Source organism: Serratia sp. NFX21 (assembly GCF_048517035.1).
Taxonomy (GTDB): Bacteria; Pseudomonadota; Gammaproteobacteria; order Enterobacterales; family Enterobacteriaceae; genus Serratia; species Serratia quinivorans.
The window spans coordinates 5162056-5182789 of record NZ_CP183196.1; the positions used below are offsets into that span (position 1 = coordinate 5162056).

The 20734-nt window shown below is 56.2% G+C and carries 22 protein-coding genes; 9 read left to right on the forward strand and 13 right to left on the reverse strand.

All coding sequences use genetic code 11. The annotated features are described in order from the left end of the window. Positions 1–90 precede the first annotated feature (90 nt). Positions 91–2922, forward strand: a complete 2832-nt coding sequence (gene uvrA / locus ACNT1W_RS24160) for an excinuclease ABC subunit UvrA (protein ID WP_012147134.1) — start codon at positions 91–93, stop codon at positions 2920–2922. Positions 2923–3144: 222 nt separating this feature from the next. Then, positions 3145–4197: an NAD(P)-dependent alcohol dehydrogenase gene (locus ACNT1W_RS24165; RefSeq protein WP_017894191.1), complete on the forward strand. Its 1053-nt coding sequence runs from the start codon at positions 3145–3147 to the stop codon at positions 4195–4197. Between the two features lie 38 nt (positions 4198–4235). On the opposite strand, the gene maa is transcribed toward ACNT1W_RS24165, so the two are convergent. From maa to ACNT1W_RS24190, 5 genes are all read right to left on the reverse strand, one after another. Further along, positions 4236–4793, reverse strand: a complete 558-nt coding sequence (maa, locus tag ACNT1W_RS24170; protein WP_012147136.1) for a maltose O-acetyltransferase — start codon at positions 4791–4793, stop codon at positions 4236–4238. A gap of 164 nt (positions 4794–4957) precedes the next feature. After that, complete coding sequence (locus ACNT1W_RS24175; RefSeq protein ID WP_012147137.1) at positions 4958–5311, reverse strand: MmcQ/YjbR family DNA-binding protein; 354 nt, start codon at positions 5309–5311, stop codon at positions 4958–4960. A 4-nt stretch (positions 5312–5315) separates the two neighbouring features. Then, the gene (locus ACNT1W_RS24180) at positions 5316–5732 is read right to left on the reverse strand and encodes a secondary thiamine-phosphate synthase enzyme YjbQ (RefSeq protein ID WP_012147138.1); all 417 of its coding nucleotides are present in this window, start codon (positions 5730–5732) and stop codon (positions 5316–5318) included. Positions 5733–5854: 122 nt separating this feature from the next. Next, entirely contained in the window at positions 5855–7048 is a 1194-nt protein-coding gene (locus tag ACNT1W_RS24185; protein ID WP_261099260.1) for an amino acid aminotransferase, read from the reverse strand. Between the two features lie 82 nt (positions 7049–7130). Further along, a complete protein-coding gene (locus ACNT1W_RS24190) occupies positions 7131–7598 on the reverse strand; it encodes an Lrp/AsnC family transcriptional regulator (protein WP_012147140.1) in 468 nt (155 codons plus the stop codon). A gap of 214 nt (positions 7599–7812) precedes the next feature. On the opposite strand from ACNT1W_RS24190, the gene ACNT1W_RS24195 reads away from it, so the two are divergent. Then, positions 7813–8580 (forward strand): transporter substrate-binding domain-containing protein, encoded by a 768-nt coding sequence (locus ACNT1W_RS24195; RefSeq protein WP_012147141.1) that lies wholly within the window; start codon positions 7813–7815, stop codon positions 8578–8580. A gap of 42 nt (positions 8581–8622) precedes the next feature. Here the strand turns inward: ACNT1W_RS24195 and alr are convergent, their stop codons facing one another. Both alr and dnaB read right to left on the reverse strand, forming a co-directional pair. After that, the gene (gene alr / locus ACNT1W_RS24200; RefSeq protein WP_012147142.1) at positions 8623–9702 is read right to left on the reverse strand and encodes an alanine racemase; all 1080 of its coding nucleotides are present in this window, start codon (positions 9700–9702) and stop codon (positions 8623–8625) included. A 17-nt stretch (positions 9703–9719) separates the two neighbouring features. Further along, on the reverse strand, positions 9720–11144 hold the full coding sequence (dnaB, locus tag ACNT1W_RS24205) for a replicative DNA helicase (RefSeq protein WP_012147143.1): 1425 nt from the start codon (positions 11142–11144) through the stop codon (positions 9720–9722). 177 nt (positions 11145–11321) lie between these two features. On the opposite strand from dnaB, the gene ACNT1W_RS24210 reads away from it, so the two are divergent. Together ACNT1W_RS24210 and ACNT1W_RS24215 are read left to right on the forward strand one after the other, a co-directional pair. Next, entirely contained in the window at positions 11322–12311 is a 990-nt protein-coding gene (locus ACNT1W_RS24210) for a quinone oxidoreductase (RefSeq protein ID WP_419246255.1), read from the forward strand. A 118-nt stretch (positions 12312–12429) separates the two neighbouring features. Next, positions 12430–12861, forward strand: coding sequence for a lysozyme inhibitor LprI family protein (locus ACNT1W_RS24215; protein WP_419246256.1), 432 nt, complete (start codon positions 12430–12432; stop codon positions 12859–12861). A 310-nt stretch (positions 12862–13171) separates the two neighbouring features. Here the strand turns inward: ACNT1W_RS24215 and pspG are convergent, their stop codons facing one another. Together pspG and dusA are read right to left on the reverse strand one after the other, a co-directional pair. Continuing rightward, entirely contained in the window at positions 13172–13390 is a 219-nt protein-coding gene (pspG, locus tag ACNT1W_RS24220) for an envelope stress response protein PspG (protein ID WP_012147146.1), read from the reverse strand. 159 nt (positions 13391–13549) lie between these two features. Then, positions 13550–14560: a tRNA dihydrouridine(20/20a) synthase DusA gene (dusA, locus tag ACNT1W_RS24225; protein WP_012147147.1), complete on the reverse strand. Its 1011-nt coding sequence runs from the start codon at positions 14558–14560 to the stop codon at positions 13550–13552. Positions 14561–14765: 205 nt separating this feature from the next. Between dusA and ACNT1W_RS24230 the strand changes: the two genes are divergently transcribed. From ACNT1W_RS24230 to zur, 4 genes are all read left to right on the forward strand, one after another. Beyond that, positions 14766–15299 (forward strand): tetratricopeptide repeat protein, encoded by a 534-nt coding sequence (locus ACNT1W_RS24230; RefSeq protein WP_012147148.1) that lies wholly within the window; start codon positions 14766–14768, stop codon positions 15297–15299. Positions 15300–15388: 89 nt separating this feature from the next. Continuing rightward, positions 15389–15838: an RNA polymerase sigma factor gene (locus ACNT1W_RS24235; RefSeq protein ID WP_012147149.1), complete on the forward strand. Its 450-nt coding sequence runs from the start codon at positions 15389–15391 to the stop codon at positions 15836–15838. Further along, entirely contained in the window at positions 15835–16593 is a 759-nt protein-coding gene (locus tag ACNT1W_RS24240) for an anti-sigma factor family protein (protein ID WP_419246257.1), read from the forward strand. Before ACNT1W_RS24235 ends, ACNT1W_RS24240 begins: the two co-directional genes overlap by 4 nt. 156 nt (positions 16594–16749) lie before the next feature. Beyond that, positions 16750–17262, forward strand: a complete 513-nt coding sequence (gene zur / locus ACNT1W_RS24245) for a zinc uptake transcriptional repressor Zur (protein WP_012147151.1) — start codon at positions 16750–16752, stop codon at positions 17260–17262. Between the two features lie 108 nt (positions 17263–17370). Here the strand turns inward: zur and ACNT1W_RS24250 are convergent, their stop codons facing one another. The 4 genes from ACNT1W_RS24250 to ACNT1W_RS24265 all read right to left on the reverse strand — a co-directional run bounded on the left by ACNT1W_RS24250 (position 17371) and on the right by ACNT1W_RS24265 (position 20620). Then, positions 17371–17580, reverse strand: coding sequence for a CsbD family protein (locus tag ACNT1W_RS24250; RefSeq protein ID WP_012147152.1), 210 nt, complete (start codon positions 17578–17580; stop codon positions 17371–17373). 284 nt (positions 17581–17864) lie between these two features. Further along, positions 17865–19229, reverse strand: coding sequence for an MATE family efflux transporter DinF (gene dinF, locus ACNT1W_RS24255; protein WP_261277131.1), 1365 nt, complete (start codon positions 19227–19229; stop codon positions 17865–17867). A 292-nt stretch (positions 19230–19521) separates the two neighbouring features. Next, complete coding sequence (gene lexA / locus ACNT1W_RS24260; RefSeq protein WP_012147154.1) at positions 19522–20130, reverse strand: transcriptional repressor LexA; 609 nt, start codon at positions 20128–20130, stop codon at positions 19522–19524. A gap of 121 nt (positions 20131–20251) precedes the next feature. Beyond that, a complete protein-coding gene (locus ACNT1W_RS24265; RefSeq protein WP_419246258.1) occupies positions 20252–20620 on the reverse strand; it encodes a diacylglycerol kinase in 369 nt (122 codons plus the stop codon). Positions 20621–20734 lie beyond the last annotated feature (114 nt).

Sequence of the window (20734 nt, forward strand, 5' to 3'; positions counted from 1 at the left end):
TGGCTGTGCCGGTTTTTTGCGCGTTCGATCACAAAATCGTCCGTAAATCACCCAGACAGGCGCGGTGTATCATCAAGACGGGAAGTGTAAATGGACAATATCGAAGTTCGTGGTGCTCGGACCCATAATCTCAAAAACATCAACCTGATTATCCCGCGTGACAAGCTGATCGTCGTCACCGGTTTATCCGGTTCAGGCAAGTCCTCGCTGGCTTTTGATACTCTGTATGCCGAAGGGCAGCGTCGCTACGTCGAGTCGCTCTCCGCCTATGCACGCCAGTTCCTCTCGCTGATGGAAAAACCGGACGTCGACCACATTGAAGGCCTGTCTCCGGCGATCTCCATCGAGCAGAAATCGACCTCACATAACCCGCGATCCACGGTCGGCACCATTACCGAGATCCACGATTACCTGCGCCTGTTGTTTGCCCGCGTCGGCGAACCGCGCTGCCCGGAGCACCATGTGCCGCTGGCGGCGCAAACCGTCAGCCAAATGGTGGACAACGTGCTCAACCAGCCGGAAGGCAAACGCCTGATGCTGCTGGCACCAGTGGTAAAAGATCGCAAGGGCGAGCACACCAAAACGCTGGAAAATCTGGCCACCCAGGGCTATATCCGTGCGCGTATCGACGGTGAAGTCTGCGATCTTTCCGATCCGCCAAAATTGGAGCTGCAGAAGAAGCACACTATCGAAGTGGTGGTCGATCGCTTCAAGGTGCGTGACGATATGTCGCAGCGTCTGGCGGAATCGTTCGAGACCGCGCTGGAGCTGTCCGGCGGCACGGCCGTCGTTGCCGACATGGACGACGAGAAGGCCGATGAGTTGCTGTTCTCCGCCAACTTCGCCTGCCCCATCTGCGGCTACAGCATGCGCGAGCTGGAACCGCGGCTGTTCTCGTTCAACAACCCGGCCGGTGCCTGCCCGACCTGTGACGGCCTGGGCGTGCAGCAGTTCTTCGATCCGGAACGTGTGGTACAGAACCCTGAGCTTTCGCTGGCCGGCGGTGCGATCCGCGGCTGGGATCGCCGTAACTTCTATTACTTCCAGATGCTGCGCTCGTTGTCGGAGCATTACGCGTTTGACGTCGAAGCGCCGTTCAACAGCCTGGATGCCAACGTGCAGAAAGCGGTGCTCAGCGGTTCCGGCAAAGAAACCATCGAATTCAAATATATCAACGATCGCGGTGATACCACCGTGCGCCGCCATCCGTTCGAAGGCGTGCTGCACAATATGGAACGCCGCTATAAAGAGACCGAATCGAGCGCGGTACGCGAAGAGCTGGCCAAGTTTATCAGCAACCGTCCTTGCGCCTCGTGCCACGGCACCCGCCTGCGTGAAGAAGCGCGCAACGTGTTCGTTGAAGACACCACGCTGCCGGAAATCTCCGATCTGAGCATCGGCCACGCCATGAGCTTCTTCCAGAACATGAAGCTCAGCGGCCAACGCGCCCAGATTGCCGAGAAAGTGCTGAAAGAAATTGGCGATCGCCTGAAGTTCCTGGTGAACGTCGGCCTGAACTACCTGTCGCTGTCGCGCTCGGCGGAAACCCTGTCCGGCGGTGAGGCACAGCGTATCCGTTTGGCCAGCCAGATTGGTGCCGGTTTGGTGGGCGTAATGTACGTACTGGACGAGCCGTCAATCGGCCTGCATCAGCGCGACAACGAACGCCTGCTGGAAACGCTGATCCACCTGCGCAACCTCGGTAACACGGTGATCGTGGTTGAGCATGACGAAGACGCCATCCGCGCCGCCGATCACGTGATCGACATCGGCCCCGGTGCCGGGGTGCATGGCGGCCAGGTGGTGGCAGAAGGTACCGTCGAAGACATCATGGCGCAGCCGGAATCACTGACCGGCCAGTTCCTCAGCGGCAAACGTGGGATTGCCATTCCTGAGCAACGTGTACCGGCCGATCCGACCAAGGTGCTGAAACTGAGCGGCGCACGCGGCAACAACCTGAAAGACGTGACGCTGACGCTGCCGGTGGGGCTGTTTACCTGTATTACCGGGGTTTCCGGCTCGGGCAAGTCAACGCTGATCAACGATACGCTGTTCCCAATCGCCCAGCGTCAGCTCAACGGTGCCACCCTGGCCGAACCGGCACCTTTCCGCGAAGTGACCGGTCTGGAGCATTTCGACAAGGTGATCGACATCGATCAAAGCCCGATCGGTCGTACTCCACGTTCTAACCCGGCGACCTACACCGGCATCTTCACTCCGGTGCGTGAACTGTTCGCCGGCGTACCTGAGTCGCGTAGCCGTGGCTACAACCCAGGCCGCTTCAGTTTTAACGTCAAGGGTGGCCGCTGCGAAGCCTGTCAGGGAGACGGCGTGATCAAGGTGGAAATGCACTTCCTGCCGGATATCTACGTGCCGTGCGATCACTGTAAAGGCAAGCGCTATAACCGCGAAACGCTGGAAGTGAAGTACAAAGGCAAAAGCATTCACGAAGTGCTGGAAATGACCATCGAAGAGGCACGTGAATTCTTCGACGCGGTGCCGGCATTGGCGCGCAAACTGCAAACCTTGATGGAAGTGGGCCTGTCGTACATCCGTCTCGGCCAGTCGGCCACCACGCTGTCCGGCGGCGAGGCGCAACGCGTCAAGCTGGCACGTGAGCTGTCGAAACGCGGTACCGGCCAAACGCTGTATATCCTGGATGAGCCGACCACCGGTCTGCACTTCGCCGATATCCAGCAACTGCTGGCGGTGCTGCATCAGCTGCGCGACCAGGGCAATACCATCGTGGTGATTGAGCACAATCTGGACGTGATTAAAACTGCGGACTGGATCGTCGACCTGGGGCCGGAAGGCGGCAGCGGCGGCGGTGAAATCCTGGTGGCCGGCACGCCGGAAACCGTGGCCAACTGCGAAGCTTCACATACCGCGCGCTTCCTCAAGCCGTTACTGAAGAAGAAGTAATCCCTGCCCGGCGGGCCGTTCCTGTAGCGGCCCGCGCTATTACCTGTTTCGCTCAAATTGAACAGAAACAGGCAAGATTTAGACATTTTCAGGCATTTCCCTCCCCGCTCGCAGCTTTTATCATCAATGTTCCCTCTGTGGCCACCTGCTGTATCCAGGCCGCGTCTCACCGGCATCCTGCTGCCGGAAGTAGTTCCCCACCCTTTGATGACTGGAGTGACCATGAACATTACGCACGCCTATGCCGCGCACGATGCCAAGTCAGCGCTTGTTCCTTTTGATTACACGCCGCGCACCCTGCGCGACCACGATGTGCAAATCAACGTTCTGTTCTGCGGCGTCTGCCATTCTGATCTGCACCAGGCCCGCAACGAATGGAGCAACACAATTTTCCCGGTAGTGCCCGGCCACGAGATTGTTGGCCGCGTAAGTGCCGTCGGCAGCCATGTTTCACGCTATCAGGTCGGCGATTTGGTCGGCGTGGGTTGTATGGTGGACTCTTGCCGTAGCTGTCCGAGCTGTGAAGAAGGGCTGGAGCAATACTGTGAAAACGGCTTTACCGGCACCTATAACGGACAGGATCGGCAAACCGGTGCCATCACCTACGGCGGCTACTCAACCGCGATGACCGTGGACCAGGACTTTGTGCTGCGGGTGCCGGAGAACCTGGATCCGGCCGGTGTAGCACCACTGCTGTGCGCCGGTATCACCACCTACTCCCCGTTGCGCCAATGGGGTGCCGGCCCCGGTAAAAAGGTTGGCATTGTTGGCCTGGGCGGATTAGGACATATGGGGGTCAAATTGGCCCGGGCGATGGGCGCGCATGTGGTGCTGTTCACCACCTCCGAGTCCAAAGTCGAGGATGCCAAACGCCTCGGTGCCCACGAAGTGGTCATTTCCCGTGACCCGGAACAGATGGCGCAGCACACCAACAGCTTCGACTTTATTCTTAACACCGTCGCAGCCCAGCACGATCTGAACCCGTTCCTTAACCTGCTGCGCCGCGACGGCACCCTGACGCTGGTCGGTGCCCCGGAACACGATCACCCGTCACCGCAGGTGTTTAATCTGATCATGAAACGCCGCCGCCTCGCCGGTTCGCTGATCGGCGGTATTGCAGAAACCCAGGAGATGCTGGATTTCTGTGGTCAGCACGGTATTACCTCGGACATCGAACTGATCCCGATGCAGCAAATCAACCAGGCCTATGAGCGGATGCTGAAAAGCGACGTGAAATACCGCTTCGTGGTGGATATCAACTCGCTGCGAGCTTAACTCTAAGGGCGCCATTCATTGTGGCGCCCGATTTTTGCTTACAGTTGTTTAATCACCCGTGCCGGGTTGCCGCCGACCACGCAGTTGGCCGGTACGTCTTTAGTGACCACCGCCCCGGATGCCACCACCACGTTATCCCCCAGAGTCACGCCAGGGTTAATCACCGCCCGACCGCCAATCCACACGTTGTCGCCAATGCGCACCGGCTTGCCGAACTCCGCACCGCCGACGCGCGTTTCCGCATCCAACGGATGGGTGGCAGTGTAGATATGCACCCCTGGTGCCAGCATGCAGTTATCACCGATATGCACTTCACACACGTCGAGGATCACGCAGTCAAAATTGGCGTAAAAGTTTTTACCCAGGTAGATGTTGTAGCCGTAATCGCAGCGAAACGTCGGCTCGATGGTTCCCCCCTGATACTGGCCCAACAGCTCCGCCAGCCACTGTTTACGCAGGTCAGTCTCATCCGGGGAAGAATGGTTGTAATGGTGCACCAACTGGCGTGCATGCTTACGCTCGCTGCGCAGTAGCTCGTCGCCGGCATCATACAACTCGCCGGCAATCATCTTGCGTTTCTGTTCACTCATGGCCATCTCACGGCATCCTTTAATCTGGCGGCTTATGGAGTAAAAAGCCTAGTCGTTTCCGGCACAGATTAAAACGGGAACGTTCCCATTCTCGAATCACGATCACAGTTTGAAAGGTTGACAGGAAGATAGGCGATTAAAAAGGCAGGCGGTGCGCCTGCCCTCAACGCTTAAGCGCGCAGTTCCTGGCGCACGTGGTCAGGTAACCCTTCCAGCACCAACTGATATGAACTGTCGATCAGGGTATAAAACTGCGAGTTCGGCAGGTTGCCGTCAAGAAACACCGTATTCCAGTGCGCTTTGTTCAGCCGCTCACAGGCGACGATCTCCGGATGGTGTTCCCGCAGGCTCTCCGCCAGTTCCGGGCTGGATTTTACCGCCAGCGCCGGCCGCCCCTGCACCTCGCACACCATGGCGAACATAACGTCGCCAACCTTGATCTGACTGGCCTGCCACTGGTTCTGGTCGCTCTGTTCCGCGCCCGGCTTCGCCATGCAGTATTCCAGCAGTGCTGTGTTATTCATTGGGTTATTCCCCCTGTAAAGTGGCCACAATACGGCGTGAACCGCCGTGAATGCGGTGCTCCCCCAGCCAAATTCCCTGCCATGTGCCCAGCATCAGTCGCCCGTGACCGACAGGCAACGTCAGGGACGTGCCCAACAGAGAGGATTTGATGTGCGCCGGCATGTCGTCCGGCCCTTCATAGTCGTGCTGATAGGGTGCGTTCTCTGGCACCTGACGCAGGAAATGCTGTTCCATGTCGGCTCGCACCGTAGGATCGCAGTTCTCGTTCAGCGTCAGCGAGGCCGAGGTATGTTGCAACAACAGGTGCAACAGGCCAGTTTGCAGGCGGTGTAAGTGGGTTAGCTGGTCGGTAATCTCTTCGGTAACCAGATGAAAACCACGCGCTTTTGCGCTGAGGATTAGCGTTTGCTGATGCCACATGAGTGAGCGCCCCTCAATCAGTATATTCTCTATCCAGTTTGCAGCAACTCCGGCGGCAAACCGACAACAAAAAGGGAGCGATATCACTATCGCTCCCTTGCGAACTTCAAACCCTAACAACATTATTGCACTGCGGCAAACGCCTCGGCCACCTGATGCACGTTGTTATGGTTCAGGCCGGCCATGCAGACACGGCCGCTGTGGATCAGGTACACACCGAACTCTTCCCGCAGGCGATCGACCTGTGCCGCGCTGAAACCGGTGTAGCTGAACATACCGCGCTGTTCCAGCAGGTAATCGAAGTTACGCTGCGGCAGAGCAACTTTCAGCGCTTCCACCAGCGTTTTGCGCATCTCAAGGATGCGGGTACGCATGGTTTCGACTTCTGCCAGCCACTGGGCTTTCAGCTGCGCATCGTTCAGCACCTTCGCCACCACCTGCGCACCGAAGTTCGGCGGGCTGGAATAGTTGCGGCGAACCGTGGCTTTCAGTTGACCCAATACGCGCCCCGCCGCCTCTTCGCTTTCACACACCACCGACAGGCCGCCGACGCGTTCGCCGTACAGCGAGAAGATTTTCGAGAACGAATTACTTACCAGGCATGGCAGACCGGCCGCAGCCATAGTGCGGATGGCATAGGCATCATCGGCAATTCCACCGCCAAAACCCTGATAGGCGATATCAAGGAACGGGATCAGTTCACGTTCGGCAATCACTTTGACCACTTCATCCCACTGGGCATGGGTCAGGTCAGAGCCGGTCGGGTTATGGCAGCACGGGTGCAGCAACGCGATGCTGTGCTTCGGCAGCTGTTTCAATGCGCTCAGCATGGCGTCAAACTTCACGCCCAGGCTTTCGCTGTCGAAGTAGGGATAGGTATTGACCTTGAAGCCGGCACCGCCAAAGATGGCGATGTGGTTTTCCCAGGTCGGATCGCTGACCCACACCTGCGAATCCGGGAAATAGCTTTTCAGGAAGTCGGCACCGACCTTCAGCGCGCCGGAACCGCCCACGGTTTGAATGGTGGCGATACGCTCCTGTTGCAACATCGGGTGCTCGGCACCAAACAGCAGATGCTGAATGGCAGTACGGTAAGGCTGCAGGCCTTCCATCGGCAGGTACACTGACGCGCCGTGGTCCACGCTGCTCAGTTGCGCTTCTGCGGCGGCAACCGCCTTCATCTGCGGGATAATGCCCTGCTCGTCATAGTAAAGGCCGATACTCAGGTTAACCTTGTGCGAACGGGGATCTTTTTTGAATTTTTCCATCAGCGACAGGATCGGGTCACCTGCATAGGCATCAACGTTCTGAAACACGGGTTGTTCTCCTGGATTATTAGGGTTCGGGGGCACAGTATCAGGCTCTAATATAGACGGAAAAGGCCGTTCAGTTTGAGCTTTATCTCGCAACCGGCAACAAACCGTTTTCCTTGATTCGGTTGAGCACCACCGCCGTTTTGATATGCGCCACGCTTTTATGCCGCGACAGCGTCTGACTGATAAAGTCGTCCAGCGCCGGCAGGTCCGCCACCGCCACCTTCAGCAGATAATCAGCATCGCCGGTAGTTTTATAGGCGTCAAGAATGGCGTCCACTTCTTCCAGCATCTGGTGGAAACTGTCGATCTGCTCCTGGGCATGGTGAGTCAGGCTCACTTCTATCAGCCCCACCAGCCCCAGCCCGACGGCCTCCGGTGCCAGCCGTGCATGGTAGCCGCGGATCAGCTGTGCCTGCTCCAGACTGATGCGCCGCCGGGAACACTGGGAGGCCGACAACCCCACCAGATCGCTCAGTTCCTGATTGGTCAGACGGCCATTGGCCTGTAGCAGCGTCAGGATTTTCATATCAAAATCGTCAATGTTGTACATAGCCACCTGTAAACTGTGTTAATAAATGTTGACGTTACAGCCTATCAGTTTTTTGACTGTGGATACCCTTCCCCCACCGAGGTTGTGAAGCGCACAGCAGCAATGCCGAACGTTTCCAGCTGCTAATGGCATAAAAAGTGGGTAACTCGCGCAAGTCAGCGACAATTAACGCCTAAAGAGCGCATAAAACCACGAATGTATAAAAAGGACGCCGATGAAAAAATTATTACCTCTCGCACTGCTGGTTGCCGCCGGGAGCGCCAGCGCTCAATCGCACCTGGATAAGGTGATCCAGCAGGGCACACTAGAAGTGTGCACCACCGGCGATTACAAGCCTTATACCTTCCTGAAAGAAGACGGCAGCTATGAAGGCATTGATATCGATATGGCGGAATCGCTGGCCAAAAGCCTGGGCGCCAAAGTGAAATGGGTAAAAACCAGTTGGAAAACCCTGACGCCGGACTTTGTCGCCGGTAAATGCGACATCGCCATGGGCGGCATCTCCGTCACGCTGCAGCGTCAAAGGCAGGTATTTTTCGCCGACATGCTGGATACCGACGGCAAGATCCCATTGGTACGCTGCACCGACGTGAAGAAATACCGCACCATCGACCAGATCAACAAACCGTCGGTGCGTCTGTTGGAGCCGGCGGGCGGCACCAACGAAGCCTTCGTGCACGCCTATCTGCCCAAGGCCAAACTGACGCTGACCCATGATAACGTGGGGATTTTCCAGCAGTTGGTCGACAAGAAAGCCGATGTCATGATCACCGACGCCTCCGAGGCGCTGTATCAGCAAAAACGTTTTCCGAAACTGTGCGCGGTGAATCCCAAAAAACCGATGCAGTACGGCGAGAAGGCCTACATGCTGCCGCGTGATGATTTAAGCTGGAAATTGTATGTGGATCAGTGGCTGCACCTGTCCAAAGCGACCGGCGAGTATCAGAGCATTATCGATCAATGGCTGGCGGTAAAGAAATAACGCGTTATTGATTGGGGCCGGCAGGCGCTGGCCCCTCACAGGCTATTCGCCGATGTATTCCATCGACACGCGCTGCGTTAGTTTGGTAATCAGTTCATAAGCGCTGATGCCGGTACAGTCGGCAATTCGTTCGACCGGTAAAGCCTGGCCCCACAGCACCACTTCATCGCCAACCTTATCGGTGGCCTCCGGCCCCAGATCGACCGACATCATGTCCATCGACACCCGACCCACTATCGGCACTTCACGGCCGTTAAGCCACACAGGCGTTCCCGTAGGTGCGCTGCGCGGGTAGCCGTCGCCATAACCCATTGCCACCACGCCCAAACGGGTATCACCTGCGCTAACCCAGGTGCCGCCGTAGCCCACAGATTCACCGGCTTTGTGTTCACGCACCGCGATCAGGTTGGATTTAAGCGTCATCGCCGGTTGCAGGTCATACTGACAGCCCTGAGAGCCTTCCATCGGTGAAACACCGTACAGGATAATGCCTGGGCGTACCCACTCGTTGTGCGCATCCGGCCACAGCAGAGTGCCACCGGAGGCGGCGATCGAACGCTGCCCCGGTTTGCCGGCGGCAAAGCTTTCGAAACACTGTATTTGCTTGAGCGTCGTGTCCGACTCAGGCTCATCGGCGCGGCTGAAATGGCTCATGATATTAACCGGCTGCACCACGTTACGGCAGGCGCTCAGACGCTGATAGAACGCCTCCGCCTGCTCCGGGCGCACGCCCAAACGATGCATACCGGTATCGAGCTTCATCCACACCGGCACCGGGCGCGCCAACGTGGCCTGCTCCAGCGCTTCAAGCTGTTCGATGCTGTGTACGGCGGTTTCGATGTTATTGGCCACCAACACCGGCAGGTCTTCGGCACAGAAGAAACCTTCCAGCATCAGGATCGGTTTGACGATACCGCCGGAGCGCAGCATCAATGCCTCGCCAATGCGCGCCACGCCGTAGCAGTCGGCGTCTTGCAGGGTGTGAGCTGTTTCCAGCAGGCCATGTCCATAAGCGTTTGCTTTCACAACGGCAATCAGGCGACTTTGCGGCGCCTGACGGCGCACCTGTTGCAGATTATGTCGCAGAGCGCGGCGGTCGATTACAGCGGTTGCCGCTTTCATTTCAGTTCCTTAGCTGATTATTCGTCATCATATTGTGGCCCCGCGTAGTTATCGAAACGCGACCACTGGCCGTTAAAGGTCAGCCGCACGGAACCGATTGGACCGTTACGTTGCTTACCTAAAATAATTTCGGCAATCCCTTTCAGATCGCTGTTCTCGTGATAAACCTCATCACGGTAGATGAACATAATCAGGTCGGCATCCTGCTCGATGGAACCGGACTCACGCAGGTCGGAGTTGACCGGGCGCTTGTCGGCACGCTGCTCCAGGCTTCGGTTCAACTGCGACAGCGCCACCACCGGCACCTGCAGTTCTTTCGCCAACGCCTTGAGCGAGCGGGAAATTTCGGCGATCTCCAGCGTACGGTTGTCGGACAAGGACGGCACGCGCATCAGCTGCAGGTAGTCGATCATGATCAGGCTCAGGCCGTCATGTTCACGGAAAATACGGCGCGCACGGGAGCGGACTTCGGTTGGCGTCAGGCCGGAGGAGTCATCAATGTACATATTGCGCTTCTCCAGCAGGATACCCATGGTGCTGGAGATTCGCGCCCAGTCCTCGTCATCGAGCTGGCCGGTACGAATACGCGTCTGGTCTACGCGCGAAAGCGACGCCAGCATACGCATCATGATCTGGTTGCCTGGCATCTCAAGGCTGAAGATCAGCACCGGTTTTTCCTGCGTCATCGCGGCGTGTTCGCACAGGTTCATGGCGAAGGTAGTTTTACCCATCGAAGGACGGGCGGCGACGATGATCAGATCCGATTTTTGCAAACCGGCGGTTTTCTTATTGAGATCCTGATAGCCGGTATCCACCCCGGTAACGCCATCGTGCGGCTGCTGATACAGCTGTTCGATGCGCGCAACGGTATCTTCCAGGATACGCTCAATGCCTTTCGGGCCTTCATCTTTGCTGGCCCGGTTTTCCGCGATTTGGAACACCCGTGATTCGGCCAGATCGAGCAGGTCTTCACTGCTGCGACCCTGCGGATCATAACCGGCGTCGGCGATTTCATTGGCCACCGAGATCATCTCACGCACTACCGCACGTTCACGTACGATATCTGCATAAGCACCGATGTTGGCAGCACTTGGGGTGTTTTTCGATAATTCGGCCAGGTAGGCGAACCCACCGACGGAATCGAGCTCACCGCGCTGTTCCAGCGATTCGGACAGGGTGATCAGGTCGATCGGTCGGCTCATTTCCAGCAGGCGCTGCATCTCGGTAAAGATCAGGCGATGCGGGCGGCTGAAGAAATCGTTGGAAACTACGCGTTCGGACACGTTGTCCCAGCGCTCGTTATCCAGCATCAAACCGCCCAACACGGACTGTTCCGCCTCCAGCGAATGTGGCGGCATCTTCAGCCCTTCCATCTGGCGGTCTCTTGGGCGCTCTTTGGCTTCGTCTGCGTTTGTTCTGTTGGTTGGTTTTTTTCCTGCCATGAAACGTATTCTTTATCCGGTGGCGAATGGAGGATCCTGACGCGAGAGTATACGTGATTTTTAGCTGTGATTCCTGCGCATAACAGATGCAAAAAGTATCAAGCCACCCCAGGGCAAACTGGATCGCCGATGCTAAAACGCGTAGGGTGAAATCAGACCCCCACTCGAGGTAATGAAATGGCAAAGCGCATTCAATTCTCCGCCACCGGCGGCCCGGAAGTCTTGCAATATGTTGATTTTACCCCCGTAGATCCGGCAGCCGGTGAGGTGCAGATCGAGAACAAGGCGATCGGCATCAACTATATCGACACCTACGTGCGCAGCGGTCTGTATCCGCCCGCCAAACTACCGAGCGGATTGGGTACCGAGGCGGCCGGGGTGGTGATCAAGGTCGGTGCCGGTGTCAGCGTGCTAAAACCGGGTGACCGGGTGGTGTATGCCCAGTCGACGCTTGGAGCCTACAGCGAAGTGCACAACGTTTCGCAGGAAAAAGTGGCATTGCTGCCGCATAACCTGAGTTTTGAGCAGGGCGCGGCCTCCTTCCTGAAAGGGCTGACGGTGCATTATTTGCTGCGCCAAACCCATGAGGTGCAACCGGGTGAAGTGTTCCTGTTCCATGCCGCCGCAGGGGGCGTTGGGCTGATTGCCTGCCAGTGGGCGAAAGCGCTCGGGGCAAAACTGATCGGCAGCGTCGGCTCCGACGAAAAAGCCGAGCTGGCGAAGCACGCAGGCGCATGGGCAACCATCAATTACCATAAGGAAGATATCGCCCAGCGCGTGGCAGAGCTGACACAGGGTGAGAAAGTCGGCGTCGTTTACGACTCGGTAGGCCAAAGTACCTGGCAGGCCTCGCTTAACAGCCTGAAACGCCGTGGGCTAATGGTGAGCTTCGGCAATGCCTCCGGCCCGGTCACCGGTGTTGATCTGGCGTTGCTGAACCAAAAAGGCTCGCTATACGTCACCCGCCCTTCGCTTAACGGCTACATTACCAACCGTGCTGAACTGCAGTATGCCAGCAATGAGCTGTTTTCCTTGATCGGTAGCGGGGCTATCAAAGTCGACGTGAAGGAAGAGCAAAAGTTTGCGTTGGCCGATGCACAGCGCGCCCATCAGGTGCTGGAAAGCCGCAACACCAGTGGTTCAAGCTTACTGATCCCCGGTCGCTGAGATGAGTACCCTTACAAAAACAAGGTAATACAAAGCACTGTATCGCATCGAAAAATCATTACTAAAGGAATATGATCTTCTGGTAATTCATATTGATCAATAAGGAAATAACGCAGAAATGAATATAAAAATGCTTGCCGCAGTACTGGTTTTCGCCGCAACCCCTGCATTCGTCAGCGCAGCACCGGCCGCGACTCAGAGCGCAGAGAAAAACGTTTTAATGAAATACCAATACTCTGATACCTATACGCAGTGCATGGATAAGGATGGCGGTAACACGCCTGGTGCTGCTGCCTGTATCGAAGCGGAATTCAAACTCTGGGATGCGCGTTTGAACAAGGCCTATAAGGAATCACTCAAGTTTAAAGCCGCGCCAAAGGCCTGGCGTGAGGCGCAACGTAACTGGCTGAAGTTCAAAGACAGCCAATGTATGGCATTGGTGGCAGCCCCCCATGGTTCTGGAGATGCGCTGGATTCTGCCTCGTGCCAACTGAATATGACCATTGATCGCACACTGCAACTCGAAAGTAATGACTGGCCAGTATCCTGATATCGCGGGATCATAACCAATAAAAAGGGCTCCGTTAGGAGCCCTTTTTGTTACTGCGTTTGTAGGGGTAGAGCAGAGTCCGCCCGAGACAGCGGGTTGCTTGAGCAACACTCGTATTGGGTCAATGTCTCTTGCGGTGATGAAATAGGTCGCATCGCTGCACGGCAAACATCCTAACAGCCCCGAAATGCAAAAAACATGGCTAATGCGGCGCATTGGCATTTAAAACGCCAAGCTGTGATCTCCGCCGCATTCAGAGCAGAGCTGTTGCGTAGATTTCAGCGTGACCGACTGATTATTCGACAAAAAATCAGTAGCGGCGTATTTGTGGTTTCTGCATCGAACGGTAAATCCAAACGCCTACCACAGCCAGAATCAACCACGGCAACAGCTTAATCACCATCGCAAACAGCCCACCAAGTAACATAAACGCCGCCGCCACCAATATCGCGGCAAACACGCCCAGCAGCGAAATCCCGGTCACCATCAGCATCACAACAAAACCGACCAGAAAGAAGAGTTCCAACATGATTTTGCTCCTTCGCAAAACAAAGTATCTACTGAGCTATTACAAGAAGCGTGCCAGGCCGGCGTGGAAACTAAGTGATTGAAATTAAAAAAAAGGCACATCACACAATGCGACATGCCTGGTCAAAAACGCTAACTTTTAGTCAGATATTGATGTCAATTACGCCATTTCGGTACGCGGCAGGCGCACCAAATCCAGTGCTTGTTCAACCACGCGCGCATCTGCCCCTGGCTTATGGGCATTTTCGCTCAGGTGGCGGCGCCACTGACGCGCACCCGGCACGCCCTGGAACAGGCCCAGAATATGGCGGGTAATATGGCCCAAATAGGTGCCGTTCGACAGTTCGCGTTCGATGTAAGGATACAGCGACTCAATAATCGCTACGCTGTCCATCACCTCGGTCTGGCGGCCAAACAGTTCGCTGTCGACCCGCGCCAGAATGCCTGGGTTCTGATAGGCTTCGCGCCCCATCATTACGCCGTCCAGATGCTGTAGGTGCTGCTTCGCCTCTTCCAGAGTTTTCACCCCGCCATTGATGGCAAGAGTCAGTTCTGGGAAATCACGTTTTAACTGATAGACACGCGGATAATCCAGCGGCGGCACTTCACGATTCTCTTTCGGGCTCAGGCCCGACAGCCAGGCTTTGCGCGCATGAATGGTGAACATATCGCATTCACCGCGTCCGGCAACGGTGGCGATAAAATCACACAGAAACTCATAGCTGTCCTGGTCGTCAATACCGATACGGGTTTTCACGGTCACCGGGATCGACACCACATCACGCATCGCCTTGATGCAGTCGGCAACCAGCGTTGCCTGCCCCATCAGACAGGCACCGAACATACCATTCTGCACCCGATCGGACGGACAACCGACGTTGAGATTAATCTCGTCGTAGCCGCGCTGCTCAGCCAATTTGGCACAGTGTGCCAACGCAGCCGGATCGCTACCGCCCAGTTGCAGCGCCACCGGATGTTCTTCTTCGCTGTAAGCCAGATAGTCGCCCTTGCCATGGATAATCGCGCCGGTAGTCACCATTTCGGTGTACAGCAGCGTGTCCTTGGTCAGCAGGCGGTGGAAGTAACGGCAATGACGATCGGTCCAGTCGAGCATCGGCGCGATGGAGAAACGATTGGCGGCGTATTTTGAAGCGTTGTTGTCTGTCGTCATGCTGGGCTACTGGCTACCTGATTCTGTCTGGTTTCAACGAACGGCGTACTGCCGCAAACGGCTATTATAACGACAATCGGCCGCCTTGGGAAAACCACCGTGCCGCCTGGTTAAAAAAGCCCCCGAAAAAACGAATAAAAATGCGTGGTCAGGTGTTCTCTCGTTATGGGTGCAGCTCTGCGCCCTTCCCAATGAGGAAACAACCATGAACAGTTTCGTTAAACGCCTGCTGTTACCAGTCATTGCCGGTTCTCTGCTGTTTTCCGGGGCGGCCCTGGCAATGGGCGGTGATGATAGCGGTCAGACCACCCCAACCTGCCCGAAAGGCCAGATATACGATACAAAAACCAAGACCTGCATGGTGGAAAAAAGCAGCATGATCGACGACAACGATCGGGCTAACTATGCCTATGCGCTGGCAAAAAGCGGTCGTTACCAGGAGGCGCTCGACGTGCTCAATACCCTTAAGGATCCTAACACCGCGGTTGCACTGAACTACCGCGGTTACGCTACCCGCAAGCTCGGCCGCACCGATGAAGGGATCGGCTACTATTTAAAATCAGTCGCGCTCGATCCGAAATACCCGAAAGTCCGTGAATATCTGGGTGAGGCCTATATGGTCAAGGGCCGTCAGGATTTGGCGAAAGAACAACTGAAGGTGATCCAGTCGCTATGCGGTACCGGTTGTGAAGAGTACCGCGATCTGGCGGCAGCCATCGATCACCACCCAGAATCATGATCTAGCCTGGCCCGGAGGTAAACATCAGTAGCGACGCGATCCGTAACGAAATCGGCCAGTATCTTTCCCGCCTGTGGCGCTATGGTCTGGTGCTTTCCCACCGGCGGGACGTTGCCGACGATTTGGTTCAAGCCACCTGCGTGCGGGCGCTGGAACGCGCCGCACAGTTTGCCGTGGGCACGCGGATGGACCGCTGGTTGTTTGCGATCCTTCATTCTATCTGGCTTAACGAGACCCGCGCCCAGCATATCCGCCAGGGGCAGGGTTTTGTCGACGTCGAAGAACTGGCAGGGTCGGAAAACAGTGAAGAGCCGATTTGGGCCAATGAGGTGATGCAGCGGGTTAACCGGCTGCCGGAGGCGCAGCGCAATACGCTGTTTCTGGTCTATGTGGAGGAGCTGTCTTACCGTGAGGCAGCCGAGGTGCTTGGCGTGCCCATCGGCACCATCATGAGCCGTCTGGCGGCGGCACGCCTGAGATTGGCAAATGACTGCATGCTGCAGACCCGTTCACCCCAGGCAAAAGGAGAACAATCATGAGCTCAACCTACGCTGCGGATGAACTGCTGGTCGCCTACCTGGACAATCAATTGGACCCACGGCAGCGCCAACTTCTGGAACAGCGCCTGATCGATGAACCCGCGCTGGCCGAACGTTTGTCGTTATTGGCACGCAGCACCCTGCCTTTTAAGCAGGCATTTGCTCCATTGCTTGATGAGGCGCCGGTACAACGTCTGCGCGCCGCAGGCCCCCTTACCGCCCCAGTGCCGCAGCGCGGTATCAGTCGGCGTAGCCTGATCGCCGCCGCGGTTGGTTTTCTGGCACTCGGCATCGCAGGCGATCGCGCCTATTTACAGTTCAGCCAGCCAGAAGACAACTGGCGCGGTTTGGTCGCCCAGTATATGGCACTGTACACGCCGGAAACGCTGGCAGGCTTCGATGACACGCCTACACAGATTGCCCATCAGCTACAGCAAACCGGCGATCGGCTGGGCATCGCACTCTCGCTACCGAAGTTAATGTTGAGCGGCGCCGAGCTGAAAAGCGCTCGCGTGCTGGCTTACGACGATCGGCGTATCGCTCAATTAACCTGGCTGGATGCTCAATTCGGTGCGCTGGCACTGTGTATTGTTCAGCAACCGGGCAAGTCTCAGTCCGCCCAAAGCGAGCGCCGCCAGGGAATGAACGTGGTCTACTGGGCCGATGGCCGTCATGGTTTTATGCTGATTGGGCATAACCCTGCGCCAGAAATGGCCGCGTTGGCAGAGCGCTTGCAGCACTCACTTGCCAGCTAAGACGCCACTTCAAGTGTGAACATCGTCACACTGGTGACGAACGGTAGGTGGTAAACCAGCCGATTAGTGCGCCATATCAGAGGAAAAGGGGCCGACTCTCGGCGATTTGACTGAAGCATGGTAAAATCGGCTTTTTTACGTACCGGGAAATTTGCCATGAACTCAAGCACCCAGGAAAAGCTGCTGGCGCAGGCTGAACAACTCTGTCAGCAACGCAATGTGCGTCTGACACCGCAGCGGCTGGAAGTGTTACGCCTGATGGCACAGCAGCCCGGTGCCATCAGCGCTTACGACCTGCTCGATCTGCTGCGCGTCGCCGAACCCCAGGCCAAACCACCGACGGTGTACCGTGCTCTGGATTTTCTGCTGGAACAAGGCTTCATTCACCGGGTGGAATCCGCCAACAGCTACGTGCTGTGCCATCACTTCGAACAGCCGACGCACACTTCCGCGCTGTTTATCTGCGATCGCTGTGGTCAGGTGACTGAACGCACTACCGAAGGGGTCGAAGAGACGTTGCAGAAACTGGCGAAGGAGTCTGGTTTTGTTCTGCGTCATAACGTGGTGGAGGCGCATGGCCTGTGTGCGGGTTGCGTTGAGGTAGAAGCCTGTGACAGCAAGCATGACTGCGGCGAACACGATCACAGCATCGCCATCAAGAAGAAATAGGTTGGGTTTTCAGGTACCTCCCTGTACCTGCAGGCTTGGCGTTAAGGGGATAAAAACGCCGGGCCTTTAAAAGTAGCTTGTGGCCGCAATCCGCTGCGGCCCAGCGCGCTACCAGCGATACTTGTTGTGGTCTTCCCAGGATTTAACTTCTTTCTCGGCCGCCTCTTTCTGGTAGCCATAACGTTCCTGAATTTTACCGACAAGCTGTTCGCGTTTCCCTTCAATAACCGTCAGATCGTCATCGGTCAGCTTGCCCCACTGTTCCTTCACTTTCCCTTTAAACTGCTTCCAGTTACCGTCGGCTTGATCTTTGTTCATAACCTCTCCGTTACCTGTGATTAGTCAGTTTTAAACGCCTGTGGCCGGACTTAACTGAGTAATTATTTCGGTCAATCGACCTAAATAAAAGGGTTGTCAGTTCCAATTTATTCCGCCAACCACATGATTAACTATAGCTACAGATAGCGATAAAAAAGAAAAAGTCAGGATAAAAATTCAAAAAACAAAGATAAATCAGTAAAAACCCCAGAAGAACAGTAGTTAAGCGGAAAGAAGTTCGCTCAAGAAAATGTAACTTAATATAAACAAAAACATAAGAAAAACTAATTATTACTCATTTTTGACTGTGTCGCATCCGCAGTAAACCAGGTCCCTCGCACCCTGTGGCAATGCCAAATCCATCCGAGCGCAAGGCCACGTAGCGAAAGGAACACCGCTAGCGCCAGCCACAATCCATGGTTGCCCAGTACAGGTAGGGTAAACAGCGTCAGCCCATAACCGGCGGCGGCTACTGCCATGCTGTTACGCATTTCTGCGCCGCGGGTGGCGCCAATAAACATGCCGTCCAGCAAATAGCACCATACTCCCACCAACGGCAGCACTACCTGCCACGGCAGATAGTGGCTCGCCAGTGCGCGCAGCTCCGGTAAAGAGGTCAAGGCGGCAATGATTTGCTGCCCAGCAACGGCATAGAGCAGACCAAAGCCCAACGCCACCAGACAGGCCTGCCGGCAAGCCGCACGCCATACTTTACGCAGTTGGCTATCGTCACGGGCGCCATAGGCATGGCCCGAATGAGCCTCTACCGCGTAGGCAAAACCGTCCAGCGCATAAGCGGTGAAGGTCAGCAAATTCATCAGCACCGCATTTACCGCGACCACCTCGCCGCCCAGCCGGGCACCGAAGATGGTCAACGAAGCAAAACACAGTTGTAGCAGCAATGAACGCAGCATAATGTCGCGATTCAACGCCAGCAGACGCCGCAGATTACCGCGCCAGGCTTGGCGCAGCATTGGCACAGAAATGCCGCGTATGCGCATCACGCGCCAGGACAGCCATAATCCCAACAGCAGCGTGGCATATTCAGAGATGGCGGTCGCGGTCGCGGCCCCCTGCACGTTCCAGCCCAGTCCCATCACCAGCCAGATATCCAATACGATATTCAGCAGGTTGCCGACAATCAGCAGGATCACCGGTGCGCGCACGTATTGCACGCCAAGCAACCAACCCAGGATCACCATATTGGCCAGCGCCGCCGGGGCGCTCAGCCAGCGGATCTCGAGGAATAAGCGAGCCTGTTCCAGCACCGCCCCATCGCCACCGACGATTTTTAGCGCCAACTCAATCAGCGGATAGCGCAGCAACACAATAGCCACCCCGGCCAACACCGCCAGCAGCAACGGCTGCATAAAGGCTCGTGCCAGCCCCTGCGGATTTTGTGCCCCCAACGCCTGAGCAGTCAGCCCGGTGGTGCTCATACGCAGAAACAGCAACAGCATAAACAGGAAGCTGGTGGCCATGGAGCCAACCGCTACGCCACCCAGATAGGTCGGGCTGTCGAGGTGGCCGATGACTGCGGTATCTACCAGCCCAAGCAGCGGCACGGTGATATTGGAGAAAATCATGGGCAGCGCAAGGCGCCACAGGGCTTTATCGGTATCGCTGGTGAAGGCAGAAAGCAGGCGCATAGTGAAATGTTCCCGTGTATACCCGTCATCTTTCAAGTTGCAGCGTTGTTATCTGCACTCAGTTATGTGGCCCGTCCATGAGCCACACCCCTTCGGGGCCGCTGCAAACAGCGTTCAAATCTGCTCCCGGCAGATTTGTCACCCCAGTTACTTACCTGAGTAAGCGCCTGGGGATGAGCGAGTTGGCCGCCTAGCTGCAACTTGAAAGCTATAGGGTATATAGTGAATCAGATATGACATCGCCCCAGAACTGGGGCGACTTGAATCAGAGAACGATGTTTGGGCGTGAGGATTAAACCCAGTCGCCATTGCGGATCACACCGACCGCCAGACCTTCAATGGTGAAATTCTGCTGACGCAGATCGACCACAATCGGCTGGAATTCACTGTTTTCCGGCAGCAGCTCAACCACGTTACCGTGTTTTTTCAGGCGCTTGACCGTGACTTCATCTTCGATGCGTGCCACAACCACCTGGCCATTACGCACGTCCTGAGTTTTATGCACCGCCAGCAGATCGCCGTCGAGAATACCGATGTCACGCATCGACATGCCGTTGACCCGCAGCAGGAAATCCGCGCTCGGTTTGAACAGGGATGGATCGACCTTGTAGTGCCCTTCGATATGCTGCTGCGCCAGCAGCGGCTCACCGGCGGCGACACGGCCAATCAGCGGTAAACCCTCTTCATCTTCCATCAGCAGGCGAATGCCGCGCGAAGCGCCGGAGATAATCTCGATAACGCCTTTACGCGCCAGCGCTTTCAGGTGTTCTTCTGCGGCATTTGGCGAACGGAACCCCAGACGCATGGCGATCTCGGCGCGCGTTGGCGGCATGCCAGTGGACGAAATATGATCGCGAATCAGATCATAGACCTCTTGCTGTCTGGTAGTTAGTGCTTTCATTCCGCCCCCTGTTTGTTTATACAGTCTTGCTGTGAGTATATACAGGTAACTGCGGCTTGGGAACCGAAGAGTGAATAAAAATCAGGGATTAGCGACACCTGTCGCAACGCAACGCCGCCACTCAGGCAAAGTGCTGCCACAGCACCGACCCCCAGACAAACAGCGCCAAAATAATCGCCAGCGAGACCGCCGCCGAGCCCATATCCTTTGCCCGACCGGAAAGCTCGTGATGCTCAGTCCCCACGCGGTCGACAATCGCCTCAATCGCGCTGTTCAGGATTTCGACGATCATCACCAACAGCACCGATCCGATCAGTAAAATGCGCGCTACCGCACCCACGTCCAGCCAAATCGCCAGTATGATAGCCAGCACGGTCGCCACCAATTCCTGGCGGAATGCCGCTTCGTGCTGCCAGGCAGCGGAAAAGCCTTTATAAGAGTAGCCGGCGGCTTTAATAATACGGGTCAGGCCGGTTGCTTGGTTTGCCATGTTTTTTAGTGCCTTTAGCAGAGATAAGTCATAATTAAACAGTCTAGGCCAGGAAACTCTCCCGGCTCTCGGTTTTCCAACACCACAGATCTGCTACCCGGTTTCTGGTATGCT